At 62.8% G+C, this 13,021-nt stretch carries 9 protein-coding genes and 2 pseudogenes; 3 read left to right on the forward strand and 8 right to left on the reverse strand.

Annotated elements, in window-relative coordinates; all coding sequences use genetic code 11:
- Window positions 1-153: 153 nt before the first annotated feature.
- Entirely contained in the window at window positions 154-1,197 is a 1,044-nt protein-coding gene (locus AC1Q6I_RS29180) for an LLM class flavin-dependent oxidoreductase (protein WP_102624678.1), read from the reverse strand.
- Between the two features lie 344 nt (window positions 1,198-1,541).
- Here AC1Q6I_RS29180 and AC1Q6I_RS29185 point away from each other — a divergent pair.
- Both AC1Q6I_RS29185 and AC1Q6I_RS29190 read left to right on the forward strand, forming a co-directional pair.
- A pseudogene (locus tag AC1Q6I_RS29185) lies at window positions 1,542-2,474 on the forward strand (cache domain-containing protein); the annotation flags it as partial.
- Between the two features lie 261 nt (window positions 2,475-2,735).
- Window positions 2,736-3,332 (forward strand): annotated as a pseudogene (locus tag AC1Q6I_RS29190) (methyl-accepting chemotaxis protein); the annotation flags it as partial.
- 217 nt (window positions 3,333-3,549) lie between these two features.
- Here the strand turns inward: AC1Q6I_RS29190 and AC1Q6I_RS29195 are convergent.
- Window positions 3,550-4,035, reverse strand: a complete 486-nt coding sequence (locus AC1Q6I_RS29195; protein WP_024074665.1) for a flavin reductase family protein — start codon at window positions 4,033-4,035, stop codon at window positions 3,550-3,552.
- Window positions 4,036-4,357: 322 nt separating this feature from the next.
- Between AC1Q6I_RS29195 and AC1Q6I_RS29200 the strand changes: the two genes are divergently transcribed.
- Entirely contained in the window at window positions 4,358-5,764 is a 1,407-nt protein-coding gene (locus AC1Q6I_RS29200) for a purine-cytosine permease family protein (protein WP_102624679.1), read from the forward strand.
- Here the strand turns inward: AC1Q6I_RS29200 and AC1Q6I_RS29205 are convergent.
- The 6 genes from AC1Q6I_RS29205 to purU are packed head-to-tail and all read right to left on the reverse strand — an operon-like array spanning window position 5,752 to window position 12,520.
- Window positions 5,752-6,318 carry a sarcosine oxidase subunit gamma gene (locus AC1Q6I_RS29205; protein ID WP_069075683.1) on the reverse strand — a complete coding sequence of 189 codons (567 nt, stop codon included), beginning with the start codon at window positions 6,316-6,318 and terminating at the stop codon, window positions 5,752-5,754. The genes AC1Q6I_RS29200 and AC1Q6I_RS29205 overlap by 13 nt on opposite strands.
- Window positions 6,319-6,321: 3 nt before the next feature.
- On the reverse strand, window positions 6,322-9,219 hold the full coding sequence (locus tag AC1Q6I_RS29210; protein WP_069075684.1) for a 2Fe-2S iron-sulfur cluster-binding protein: 2,898 nt from the start codon (window positions 9,217-9,219) through the stop codon (window positions 6,322-6,324).
- Window positions 9,216-9,515 (reverse strand): sarcosine oxidase subunit delta, encoded by a 300-nt coding sequence (locus AC1Q6I_RS29215; protein ID WP_024074671.1) that lies wholly within the window; start codon window positions 9,513-9,515, stop codon window positions 9,216-9,218. Before AC1Q6I_RS29215 ends, AC1Q6I_RS29210 begins: the two co-directional genes overlap by 4 nt.
- 13 nt (window positions 9,516-9,528) lie before the next feature.
- The gene (locus AC1Q6I_RS29220; RefSeq protein ID WP_024074672.1) at window positions 9,529-10,770 is read right to left on the reverse strand and encodes an FAD-dependent oxidoreductase; all 1,242 of its coding nucleotides are present in this window, start codon (window positions 10,768-10,770) and stop codon (window positions 9,529-9,531) included.
- Complete coding sequence (folD, locus tag AC1Q6I_RS29225; protein WP_069075685.1) at window positions 10,752-11,657, reverse strand: bifunctional methylenetetrahydrofolate dehydrogenase/methenyltetrahydrofolate cyclohydrolase FolD; 906 nt, start codon at window positions 11,655-11,657, stop codon at window positions 10,752-10,754. The genes AC1Q6I_RS29220 and folD overlap by 19 nt, the downstream gene beginning before the upstream one ends.
- Complete coding sequence (gene purU, locus AC1Q6I_RS29230) at window positions 11,654-12,520, reverse strand: formyltetrahydrofolate deformylase (protein ID WP_024074674.1); 867 nt, start codon at window positions 12,518-12,520, stop codon at window positions 11,654-11,656. Before purU ends, folD begins: the two co-directional genes overlap by 4 nt.
- Window positions 12,521-13,021 lie beyond the last annotated feature (501 nt).

Raw genomic sequence — 13,021 nt, forward strand, 5'->3', positions numbered from 1 at the left:
ATTCAAGAGGATTGGGCGATCGCGGCGCGGCAGGCCGCTCCCGGTGCGGACCTGTTCGGCTTTCGGGGGGCGTCTGGTTGGGGGCGGTGTATCAGTTGGCAAAGCAGCCGTAGGCGTGGCGGAACATCCCCACCGGCCTACGGCTCATATCAATCAACGAAACGCTGGCACGACCTGCTCGATAAACAGCGCCAGGGATTTCTTCTTCTCGGCGTGGGGCAAGCTGTTGTCGCACCAGAAGCTGAACTCATCCACGCCCAATTCCTGGTAGTACTTGATGCGCGGGATGATCTCTTCGGCGGTGCCGATCATCGCGGTCTTGTGCAGGCTGTCCAGTTCGAACTCGGGGCGGGCGGCGAATTTTTCCTCCGGGCTTGGCGCCAGGAAGCCGTTGACCGGCACCTCTTTGTTGCCGAACCAGGCATCGAAGGTGCGATAGAACTTGGAGATCGCCTTGGCCCCGACTTTCCAGCCCTCTGGATCGTCGGCGGCGTGTACGTGGGTGTGGCGCAGCACCATCAATTGCGGGCGCGGCACCGCCGGGTTGTTGTCCAGGGCGGCCTGGAATTTGTTCTTCAGGTCGAGCACCTCTTCATCGCCTTTCATCAGCGGCGTGACCATCACGTTGCAGCCGTTGGCCACTGCGAAGTTGTGTGAGTCCGGGTCGCGGGCGGCGATCCACATCGGCGGGTTGGGCTTTTGGATCGGTTTGGGCACGCTGGTGGAGGTGGGGAACTTCCAGAGGTCGCCATCATGGGCGTAGTCGCCCTGCCACAGTGCGCGCACCACCGGCACCATTTCGCGCAGGGCCTGGCCACCGTTGGAGGCGGGCATGCCGCCGGCCATGCGGTCGAATTCCACCTGGTAAGCGCCACGGGCCAGGCCGACTTCCATGCGGCCGTTGCTGATCACGTCGAGCAAGGCGCATTCACCCGCCACCCGCAGCGGGTGCCAGAACGGCGCGATGATGGTGCCGGCGCCCAGGTGAATGGTGGTGGTCTTGGCCGCGAGGTAAGCCAGCAACGGCATCGGGCTGGGCGAGATGGTGTATTCCATGGCGTGGTGCTCGCCAATCCATACGGTGCTGAAACCACCGGCTTCGGCCATCAGGGTCAGTTCGGTCAAGTCTTCGAACAGCTGGCGGTGGCTGATGCTTTCATCCCAGCGCTCCATGTGTACGAACAGGGAAAACTTCATGACGCTTACCTCGGATCTATTGTGATCGGCCTGTCGACTGCGGGCCCTTGAATGCTCACGCCCTTGTGAAGCCTGCCAGTGATGACGGCTGTTCGGCGGATTGATTGTTGGTATACCATAATACGGAATATCCGCAAAACTTTTCTCTCCAACGGTCGCACTCTCACCTCACAAGGAAGGCGAGCTAGATGAACATAAAACAAAAATTGATCCTGGCCTTTACGGTGATCGCCAGCCTGCCGGTGATTCTGGTGGCTGTGATGATCATCCTCAACGTGCGTCATGAAGCACGGGATGGCTTTATCGACGGCAGCGAGCGCGAGATCCGCCAGGTCGACAACGCCATGCAGCTGTTTTTCGAGGGCATCAGCCAGAACGTCGCCTACCTGGCAGCGCACCCGCAGTTGCAGGGCATTGATGGCGATGTGAAACGCTACCTGGCCGCCGATGCTGCGCGCGTCGCCCCCGGCGTGCGTGACGAGCAGGTGTTCAAACTGTTCGAAGGCTTGGCCAAGAGTCATTCGGCCTATACCTATCTGTCCTTGGGCACCGAAGACGGTGGTTATGTGTTCTGGCCCGGCGACCCCCAGCTCGCCAGCTACGACCCGCGCACGCGTCCCTGGTACAAAACCGCGATGGCGCAGCCGGGCAAGACCCTGCGCACCCAGGCCTACTACTGGGCCGCCGACGATGTGGTGCTGGTCAGCACCGTGCAAAGTTTCAACAGCCGCCAGGGCAAGCCGGGTGGGGTGGTGAATATCGACGTATCGCTCAAGCAACTGACCGACCTGGTCAAGCAGATCAAGTTGGGCGAGAGCGGCTACCTGATGCTGATGGAGGCCGACAATACCGTACTGGTCGACCCGAATGACCCGTCCCATAACTTCAAGGCGCTGGGCGAGTTGGGCGAGGGCTACCGGCAGTTGAGCGAGGCCGGCCAGGGTTTGGTCCAGGTCGAGCTGGCGGGGGAGCGCTACATGGCGCTTGTCTGGCCATCCAAGGCGTTGGGCTGGCGATTTGTCGGGGTGATGCGCGAAAGTGAAGTGATGGCCGGCGCGGCGCGCCTGACCTGGCTGATCGCGGCCATCGCGCTGGTGTGCGCGGTGCTGTTTGCCGGGGTCGGGGCCTGGTTTGCCGGGCTGATCGTCAAGCCGATTCGCGGCGTGGCCAGTGGCCTGGAAGGTATCGCTCAAGGCGAAGGTGACCTGACCGCGCGCCTGGCGATCAAGGGCCGCGACGAGACGGCGCAACTGGCCGGCTGGTTCAACCAGTTCCTCGAAGCGATCCGCACGCTGATTCAACGCATCGGCCAGGCCGCCGGGCAGATCCACAGCAGCTCTGGCAGTGCCACTGAAGTCTCGGTGGAAATGGCCGAAGTCGCCTCGCGCCAGCGCGAAGCGGTGGATATGGTCTCCACCGCGTTTCATGAAATGGTCGCCACTTCCAACGAAGTCGCGCGTTCCTGCAGCCAGGCCGCCGACTCGGCCGACAACGGCCAGCGCCAGGCCCATACCGGGCAGCAACAGATCGACGCGGCGGTGAACAGCGTGGGGCGCCTGAGCGAAGAAATCGGCCACTCCGCCCAGGCCATGGAGCAACTGGAAAAAGACAGCAACGACATCCAGTCGATCCTCGGCACCATCCGCTCCATCGCCGAACAGACCAACCTGTTGGCGCTGAACGCCGCCATCGAAGCCGCGCGGGCGGGTGAGCAGGGCCGTGGTTTTGCGGTGGTGGCGGACGAGGTGCGCGCGTTGGCCAAACGCACGTCGGACTCCACCGGCGAAATCGACGGGCTGCTGGGTAACCTGGCGCGGCGCACGCACCAGATGGGCAAGCAGATGCATGCCAGCCTTGAGGTGTCCCAGGAAACGGTGGTGTCGATCAACGACGCTCGCGAAAGCTTCGGGTTGATCCGCGAGTCGGTGGACGTGATCCGCGACATGAACACGCAAATCGCCACCGCCGCGGAAGAGCAGCACCAGGTGGCCGAAGACATCAATCGGCATATCAGCCAGATTCACGGGGATGCGCAATTGGTGGCAAGCCTGGCCGACGCCACACGCCAGGATGCACAGCAATTGACGGCGTTGTCGCAGACGTTGAATCAACTGGTCAGCCGGTTTCGAACCTGACCTGTATCTGGCCGTCATCCCGCAATCAAACTGTGGGAGGGGGCTTGCCCCCGATGGCGGTGGGTCAGCGACAAATAAGCGGGCTGTCCCACCGCGATCGGGGGCAAGCCCCCTCCCACATGTCTAACCGAGTACACCAGACACGACTCCGGTTGGCTCTAAGGCACACAGAAGCCAGAGCAAAACCTGACCGAGGGCTGCCTGATGATTGTGTGGCTCAGGCCGGCAGCGGCAGGGCGCCCATCTTGCCGTGACAGTACACCAGTGGCCCGGCGTTCTGCTGGGGCACGATCAGGTTCTTCACCGAGCCGACCATGATCGCGTGGTCGCCGCCTTCGTATTCGCGCCACAACTCGCACTCGATCACCGCCGTGGCATTGGCCAGGATCGGGTTGCCCAGTGCGCTCAAGGTCCATTCGATGCCTTGCGCCTTGTCCTTGCCCTTGCGCGCGAACGCGTAGGCTTCGCTTTGCTGGCCTGCGGAAAGGACGTGGATGGCAAAGCGCTTGTTCTTGATCAACACCGGGTACGAGTCGGAACTGTAGTTGGGGCAAAACAACACCAGGGCCGGGTCCATGGATAACGAGCTGAAGGCGCTGGCCGTCAGCCCGACGATTTGCCCATCATCATCGAGCGTGGTGATCACGGTGACCCCGGACGGAAACGAACCCATCACTTGTTTGTAGATGGCGGCATCGATCATGGGACGGTCCTCTGCGGTTTAAGCGGCTTTTATAGGTTTGTAGGTATGATGGTATACCGTAATACAGTCCGTGCAACCGCTTTTTCAATCACCCGATGAACGTCGATCCTGGCTCTTACAGCCAATAAATACGGGGACTATGCCAGGAAATAACCGCGTGCCCTGTGGCACACTTGCGGATCAGATGCGCGCTGAGACTACGGATCAGTCTTGTGAAAATGTTGGAATACCATAATATGGTGTTCATCTGAGGGGCGGCCGCAGAGCTCCCCCGGTTTGGCGTCAAACAACTATAAGATCAGACAAACGCGAGTTCATTTCCATGCCCCAGATGTCCCGGCAAGACCCCCTGATCGAGCATCACACGGTCGATTACGTCCCCCTCGCAGAGCGCCATGGAAAGGCCCGCGACCTGTTCACCTTATGGTTCAGCACCAACATTGCACCGCTGCCCATCGTCACCGGCGCCATGGTGGCCCAGGTGTTCCATCTCAACCTGGTGTGGGGGCTGTTGGCGATTGCCCTTGGGCACCTGCTCGGCGGCATCGTGATTGCCCTCGCATCGGCGCAGGGCCCGCGCATGGGCATCCCGCAGATGGTGCAGAGCCGGGGCCAGTTCGGCCGTTACGGTGCGCTGCTGATCGTGTTCTTCGCCGCGCTGATCTACATCGGTTTCTTCATTTCCAATATCGTACTGGCGGGCAAGTCCATCGTCGGCATCTTGCCGTCGGTCCCGGTGCCGGCAAGCATCCTGATCGGCGCGCTCGCCGCCACGGCTATCGGCGTGATCGGCTACCGCTTTATCCATAGCCTCAACCGTATCGGTACCTGGGTGATGGGCAGCGCGTTGCTGGCGGGGTTCGTCTACATCTTCGCCCATGACCTGCCGGCGGACTTCCTCACCCGTGGCGGCTTCAACGCGGCCGGCTGGCTGGCCACCGTATCGCTGGGGGTGATCTGGCAGATCAGCTTTTCGCCCTACACCAGCGACTACTCACGCTACCTGCCGGCGGATATCGGCATCACTCGGCCATTTATCGCGACTTACCTGGGCGCGACCCTTGGCACCATCCTGTCCTTCGCCTTTGGCCTGGTCGCGGCACTGGCCACCCCCGAAGGCACCGAAGCCATGCTCGCCGTCAAGCAAGCCACCGGCTGGCTGGGGCCGATCCTGATGGTGCTGTTCCTGCTCAACATCATCAGCCACAACGCCCTGAATCTGTATGGCGCGGTGCTGTCGATCATCACCTCGGTCCAGACCTTCGCCAGCCACTGGACCCCCAGCATCAAGGTGCGCGTGCTGCTCTCAGGCGTGATCCTCGCCGGTTGCTGTGTCGTCGCGTTGGGCGCGTCGGCGGACTTCATTTCGCAATTTATCGGCCTGATCCTCGCGCTGTTGCTGGTACTGGTGCCGTGGGCCTCGATCAACCTGATCGACTTCTACGTCATCAAGCGCGGGGTCTATGACATTGCCTCGATCTTCCAGGCGGATGGCGGGGTGTACGGGCGTTTCAATCTGCATGCGATCGTGGCGTATTTCCTTGGCATCCTTGTGCAACTGCCGTTTGCCAATACCTCGCTGTATGTGGGGCCGTGGGCCAACCTGGTGGAAGGCGCGGACTTGTCGTGGCTGGTGGGGTTGGTGGTGACGTGTCCGTTGTATTACTGCCTGGCGACACGTCAACACACCCAGAAGGTCAGGGCGGGGCGGTTGGGCTATACCGACTGATCCACGCCGCCAAACTCCTCCAATGCATCCACTAACGCGCCCTCGAAGTATTCCTTCGAGGCGCGATCCCACAGGATATGAAACGCCGGCACCTCCACACTCCCTGTGTGGATGACAATCCCATTCACCCGCGCCACCGACGTCTGCGCCACCATGCCCGGTTTGAATGTCGGGTGGCTGAGGTCGACGCCGCACAGCTTGGCCATGACCTGGGCAATCACACCGCCGCTGAGCCGCACACAGGCATGGCTGTCCTGGCGCGGCAGCAGGTAGTTGGCGCGGTGGTCGAGTTCCCAGCGCGCTTCTTCATCGGCGATGCGCTGGCCCTCATCCTGGGGGCTGCCCAACAACAGGTATTCGTTCTGCGACAGGCGCGCCACCCAACCGCCGTCGGCCTGCGCGAGTGCGCGGTTGGGCGCACCGGGCAGGGTGAAGCCGCGTGCGCTGAGGTACTCGGCGCTTTGCGTACCGCGAAAGCCAACCCGGGGCAGGTCGGTCTGATCTTGCAACTGGCAGGCAGGCGTGAACAATTCGTGGGCTTTCAGACTGGTCATGGCTTAACCCTCCTGGCGTTGGTTGGTGGGGTCGAAGAACGGCAGTTGCACCACCTCGGCCTGGACGACGATGCCGCCCTCGACGCGAATCGGAATGCGCTGCCCCGGTGTGCTCTGGTCGATCCCGGCATAGGCCAGGCCGATGATACGGCCCAGGCTGCTGGAGTATTCGCAGGAGGTGACGTTGCCGCTGATGTCCGCGCCGTTGAGCACCAGGTGGCCTTCCAGCGGTTGTACGCTGCCCTTGGGCAGGCTGAAGCCCACCAGTTTGCGTTTCAGCGGTTGGGCTTCGAGGATGTCCACCGAGCGGCGGCCGACGAAAAACGGCTTGGTGCGGCTCACTGCCCAGCCCATGTCGATTTCCGCCGGGTGGGTCATGCCATCGGTGTCCTGGCTGATGATCACGTGGCCTTTTTCCAGGCGCAGCAGGCGTTGGGTCTCGACGCCGAAGGGGCGAATGTCAAAGGCCTTGCCGGCCGTCATCAACGCGTCCCACAACGCCAGGCCGTGGCGCGCCGGTACGTGGATTTCATAGCCCAGTTCGCCGACGAAACCCACCCGCAGCAGGCGGGCCTTGGTCCCGGCCACCGTGCCCTGGCGCACGCCCAGGTAGGGGAAGCCTTCAGCACTGAGGTCGAGGTCGCTGCACACCTGTTCCAGCACCTTGCGCGAATCCGGCCCGGCCACGTTCACCGCACAGATCGCTGCCGTGACGTTGGTCACGTCCACGTCCAGGCGCCACTGCGCGTTCCACTTGAGCATCTGCTGGTAGATGCGGTCGACGCCGCTGGTGGTGGCGGTGACGTAGAAATGCTTGTCGGCCAGCCGCGCGCACACGCCGTCGTCGATCACCACGCCGTGTTCGTTGGTCATCAGCGCATAACGCGAACGGCCCACCGGCTGCTTGAGGAACGCAAAGGTGTACATGCGGTTGAGCAGTTCGGCGGCGTCCGGGCCGCGTACATCCAGGCCGCCCAGGGTCGACACATCGATCAGGCCAACCTTGTTGCGCACGTGCAGCGCTTCGGCCTGCATGCAGGCTTCGCGGTCCTCGGGCTTGCCATAGTAGGCCGGGCGTTGCCAGATACCGGCAGGCATCATCTTCGCCCCGGCTTGCACATGGCGCGCGTGCATCGGCGTTTGGCGGTAGGGGTCGAAGGCACGCCCGGCGACATGCGCGAGTTTTTCCGCCACGAATGGCGGCCGTGCGGTGGTCACTCCGGTTTCACTGATATTGCGCTGGGTCGCCCAGGCCACCAGCCGCGCGGTCGGCAGCGCCGAGTGGCGCCCCTGGGACGGGCCCATGCCGACCGTGGAGTAACGCTTGACCAACTGCACATCGCGGTAGCCGATGCGGGTGGCGTTGACGATGTCCGCCACTTGCAGGTCTTCGTCAAAATCCACGAAGTCCTTGCCCTTGGGGTGCGGGAAGATTGGCCAGTGGAAGTTGACCTGGGCTTCGCTGCGCAGCGGCACGCGCGGGCTGGCAGTCTTCAAGCCGAGGGCGAGCACACTGTCGGCGGCGGCATTGGTGGCGTCTGCCAGCACGTTGTCCAACTGGTGCCGACCGTGCACGGAGCCGGCCACATTCAGGTTCTGCGGTAAACCGCTGAGGCTGAACTCCGCACGCGAGTCGTCATAGGCCAGCTTGCCACCGGCCTGGCACAGCAACTGATAGACCGGCATATAACCGGCGGACATGCACAGCAGGTCGCAGTCGATCACTTGCCCGCTGGCGCTGACCTGGCCCTGGCCGGTGATCTGACGCACGTCGACGCCCTTCACATGGCGCAGGCCTTTTTCATGCAGGGCCTCGAACACCGTGCTGTTGGTCAGGCACGGGATCTTACGCTGGGCCAGGGCCGCGGGCAGGGCGTTGTCTGCCGGAGCGTGACGCAGGTCGATCACGGCGGCCACGTCGACGCCCTGGTCATGCAGGTCGAGGGCGGCGAGGTAGCCGTCATCGTTGCCGGTGAGCACCACGGCGCGCTTGCCGGGCTTGACCGCATAGAGCTTCATCAGGCGTTGCGCGGCACTGGTGAGCATCACCCCCGGTAGATCGTTGTTGCGGAAAACCACCGGTTGGTCGAACGAACCGCTGCACACCAGGCACTGTTGCGCGCGCACCTTATACAGGCGCTTGCCCTGGATCACCGGCAGGTAGTTGTCGGTAAACCAGGCATTGCAGGTGGCGTCGGTGAGCACTCGGATATTCGCGTGCTGCTGCACCGCGTCCAGCAACTCGCGGCGCAAGGTGTCGGCGCGGGTGCCGGCGATATCGAAGCGCGCATAGGTCAGCGACCCACCGAGGATCGGCTGCTGTTCGATCAGCAACACCTTGGCTCCGGCATTCGCGGCGGTCAGCGCGGCCTGCAAGCCGGCGGGGCCGGCACCGATCACCGCGAGGTCGGTAAACAGGTAGGCCTTGTCGTAGTACTCAGGTTGGAATCTCAGGTCGAGCACGCCCAGGCCGGCCTTTTTACGGATGATCGGCTCCCAGACTTTCCACATGCCCTTGGGCTTGTAGAACGAGCGATAGTAGAAACCCACCGGCATGAACCTGGAGAACTTGCCCAGGTAGGCGTCCTTGTCGTTGTCCAGCGAACCGTTGACGTTCTGCGCCGTTACGGCCAAGCCGGCGGACAGCGCGTGGGCATCGGCCAGCACGTTGGGTTCGCGGGGCAGTTGCACCAGGCTGTTGGCGTCCTGGCCGGCCATGGTCAAGGGGCCGCGTGGGCGGTGGTATTTGAACGAACGCGACATCAGGAAGCGCCCGTTGGCGAGCAGGGCACTGGCGATGCTGTCGCCCTGTAAACCTTGGTAGGGCAGGCCGTCGAAACTGAAATCGAGTGGCTGGTCACGCTGGATCAGCAGGCCCATGGGGGCGGGGAGGCGGTTCATCCGGCGATCTCCTTGGCGGTGGTGAAGTCGACGCGGGTGGTGAATAACTCGCGGGGATCGAAGGTGCGCAGGATTTCATCGGTGACCGTGTGGCGTTCGGCGAGGAACCAATAGCTGGAGGGCGTGTGCATCCACCATTCGCGCACCACACCGGCGAGGTTGTCGGTGTTGAACACGTAGTCGGCCCATTCGGCATCGCTGCACGTCACTGGGTCGGGCATCGGTTTGAATTCACCGCCATAGGTGAACTCGCTGATATTGCGTGGCCCGTTGAGCGGGCACATCATGATTTTCATAGTCCGCTCTCCGTCAGTGACTGGCCGCCGTGGCGCCCATCTCGTTGACTTGCTGGAAGGTCGAGAAACGTTCGAGACCAAACGGCTTGATCAGCTCCGGCACCTTGCCGCCGCTGGCGACCAGCTCGGCCATGGTCTTGCCGCAGATCGGCGTGGCCTTGAAGCCCCAGGTGCCCCAGCCGGCGTCGAGGTAGTAATTTTTTACCGGCGACAGGCCCATGATCGGGCTGTAGTCGGGGGTCATGTCGGTGATCCCGGCCCACTGGCGCATCAACTTGGCATTGGCGAGGAAGGGGAACATCTCGATGGCATGGGCCAGCAGGCTTTCCTTGAGGTCCAGGGTCGAGCGCGTGTTGAACAGCGGGTAAGGGTCGGAGCCACCGCCGAACACCACTTCGCCGCGGCTGGTTTGCTGCACGTAACAGTGCAGCGCCGAGGAACTGACCAGCGGATCGAGGAACGGCTTGAACGGCTGGGTGACCATGGCTTGCAGCGGGAAGGTCTGGATCGGCGAGCGAATGCCGGCCTTGGCCATCAGCAGCGAGCTGTGCCCGGCAATCGCCTGCACCGCGCAGCCGCACCGGATGGTGCCGCGATTGGTCTTCACCGCCGTGATGGCGCCGTTCTCGATCACCAGGTCCTGCACTTCGGTGAGCTGATGGATTTCCACGCCGCGTTTGGCCGCCTGCTTGGCGTAGCCCCAGGCCACGGCGTCGTGGCGCGCGGTGGCGCCGTCGATATGCCAGAGCCCGGCGATCACCGGCAAGTGGCCGGGGTCGAGGTTGAGGCTGGGCACCAGCTCGCGGATCTGCTGGCGGTCGATCATTTCCGTACGTCCGCCGAAGTGCTTGTTGACCTCAGCGCGCTGGCGGAACGAACGCACGGTGGCGTCGGTGTGGGCCAGGGTCAATTGGCCGCGCTCGGAGTACATGATGTTGAAGTCGAATTCGTTGGACAGCGACTGGAACATCTTCACCGACTCGGCATAGAAACGAACGCCTTCGCTGGTGAGGTAGTTGGAGCGGATCACCGCGGTGTTGCGCGCCGTATTGCCGCCGCCCAGGTAAGACTTTTCCAGCACTGCGATATTCGTGATTCCGTGGTACTTGGCCAGGTAGTAGGCGGTCGCGAGGCCATGGCCGCCGGCGCCGATGATCACGACGTCATAGCTGGCCTTGAGTTCCTTGGGCGGCGGTAGATCCACCTCCACCGGGTACTCCGAACTCAGTCCGTATTTCAATAGATTGAATGGCATACGGCCTCCGATTGGCTGCGTAAGGTGTGGTGTTGCGCGAGGGCGGCGGCCACGGTGTTTTTCATCAGGAAGGCAATGGTCATCGGCCCGACACCGCCGGGCACCGGGGTGATGGCGGCGACATGGGGCAGGGCGCTGTCGAAGTCGACATCGCCCACCAGGCGGCTGCGGCCGTCGTCGTCGATGCGGTTGATGCCGACATCGATCACCACCGCGCCAGGCTTGAGCCAGCTGGCGTCGATCAAGCGTGCACGGCCTACGGCGGCGATCACGATATCGGCCTGTTTGCACAGGGCCTGGGCATTTTGGCTGCGCGAATGCAGCACGGTCACCGAGCAGTCCGCCTTGAGCAGCAGCGCGGCCATGGGTTTGCCGACGATGTTCGAGCGGCCGATCACCACCGCGTGTTTGCCGCGCAGGTCGCCGCAGGTTTGCTCCAACAGGTACAGGCAGCCGCTCGGCGTGCACGGCGTGAGTACCGCGCGCCCCTGGCTGAGGCCGCCGACGTTCTGGCTGTGAAAACCATCGACGTCCTTGTCCGGTGAGATGGCCTCCAAGGCACGCAGTTCGTCCATCTGCGCCGGCAACGGCAATTGCAGGAGGATGCCGTGGATCGCCGGGTCGGCATTCAATTGGCCGATCAGGATCAACAGTTGTTCGGTGCTGGTGTCATCGGGCAGGCGATGCTCCACGGAGCGGATGCCCACCTCCTCGGCGCGCAGGATCTTGTTGCGCACATAGACCTGGCTGGCCGGGTCGTTGCCCACCAGGATCACCGCCAGGGCCGGTTGAATGTCTTGCGCATGCAGGTGCGCCACGTCCTCGCGCACTTGCAGCAGCACCCGCGCGGCGGCGGCTTTGCCGTCGATCAGTGTGGGCGCGCTCACCGGAACACCACCGTTCTGTCCTGGTTGAGGAAGACGCGGTGCTCCAGGTGGTACTTGACCGCCTTGGACAGGGCCACGGTTTCGGTGTCGCGGCCGATGGCGACGAGGTCGTCGGGCTTGTACACGTGGTCGACGCGCTGTACTTCCTGCTCGATGATCGGGCCCTCATCCAAGTCGCTGGTCACGTAGTGCGCGGTGGCGCCGATCAGCTTCACGCCGCGTTGATAAGCCTGGTGATAGGGCTTGGCCCCCTTGAAACCGGGCAGGAACGAATGGTGGATATTGATCGCCCGCCCCGACAGTTGCCGGCACAGGTCGTCGGAGAGGATCTGCATGTAGCGCGCCAACACCACCAGTTCGGTGCGGGTGTCGTCGACGATCTTCATCAGCTCGGCTTCCTGCGCGGCCTTGTTGTCCTTGGACACAGGCAGGTAAATAAAGCGAATACCCTCACGCTCGGCCATGGGCCGCAGGTCGAGGTGGTTGGAGACGATGGCGGTGATGGTCATGTCCATCTCGCCCTTGTGGTAGCGGTAGAGCAGGTCGGTGAGGCAGTGGTCGAACTTGCTCACCATCAGCATCACGCGCATCGGCTCGCGGGTGTCGTACAGTTCCCACTGCATATCGAAGGCCTGGGCGACCTCGGCGAAACCGTCCCTGATCTCTTGCAGGTTGCCCGCATGGCCATCGTTGAAACGGAACACCGCGCGCATGAAGAAGCGGCCGCTGAAGTCATCGTCGAACTGCGCCATCTCCCCGATGTAGCACGCCTTGTCTGCCAGGTAGGTGGTGACGGCAGCGACAATGCCGGACACCGCGGGACAAGTGACTTTGATGATGAAATGGTTTTTTTCGTGTTGCATGACACGTCCTCGGGATGATGGCGGCAGCTCATCGCATAGCGAAAAAATGTCTGAGGACAGCAGGCTCATTCCTTGAGCGCGTTTTCTTGTGGGGAATAAAATATTCCTGAAGTGGCTTTATAGGGGAATGGGGGCGGGGCGTCTAGGGGTTTTGGGAAAGATTTTTAACTGGGGGGAAATTTTTTGGTTGGGTTGGGTTGGGTTGGGTTGGGTTGGGTTGAGTACATATCCGTTTCTGCGGTAACGGCGGCTGGCGGTTCCGCTCTTACAACGGGTCACTTTTGGCAAACGCCCGGGATGCCGGCCCAGCCAAAAGTAACCAAAAGGTCTGTGCCCCACCACTCGGCACCTCGCCTAGGCTCGGTGTGCCCTCACTCCGGCTTTGGAGCGTGGGCCGCCGTCATGGGCCATCCCTGGCCCAGGACGGCTAACCCGGCGTCCTGCCGGGTTACCCACGCTCCAAAGCCTGCGTTCGGCCAGCGTGGTTTAACGGGGCGCCGA

Source organism: Pseudomonas sp. MPR-R2A5 (genome assembly GCF_058793055.1).

Bases quoted from the DNA above. Each gene is read 5' to 3' on its own strand.
- AC1Q6I_RS29205 (WP_069075683.1), bottom strand. From the start codon at position 6,318: ATGACCAGTCTGAAAGCCCACGAATTGTTCACGCCTGCCTGCCAGTTG.
- AC1Q6I_RS29200 (WP_102624679.1), top strand. From the start codon at position 4,358: ATGCCCCAGATGTCCCGGCAAGACCCCCTGATCGAGCATCACACGGTC.
- AC1Q6I_RS29180 (WP_102624678.1), bottom strand. From the start codon at position 1,197: ATGAAGTTTTCCCTGTTCGTACACATGGAGCGCTGGGATGAAAGCATC.
- AC1Q6I_RS29220 (WP_024074672.1), bottom strand. From the start codon at position 10,770: ATGCCATTCAATCTATTGAAATACGGACTGAGTTCGGAGTACCCGGTG.
- purU (WP_024074674.1), bottom strand. From the start codon at position 12,520: ATGCAACACGAAAAAAACCATTTCATCATCAAAGTCACTTGTCCCGCG.
- AC1Q6I_RS29215 (WP_024074671.1), bottom strand. From the start codon at position 9,515: ATGAAAATCATGATGTGCCCGCTCAACGGGCCACGCAATATCAGCGAG.
- AC1Q6I_RS29195 (WP_024074665.1), bottom strand. From the start codon at position 4,035: ATGATCGATGCCGCCATCTACAAACAAGTGATGGGTTCGTTTCCGTCC.
- AC1Q6I_RS29210 (WP_069075684.1), bottom strand. From the start codon at position 9,219: ATGAACCGCCTCCCCGCCCCCATGGGCCTGCTGATCCAGCGTGACCAG.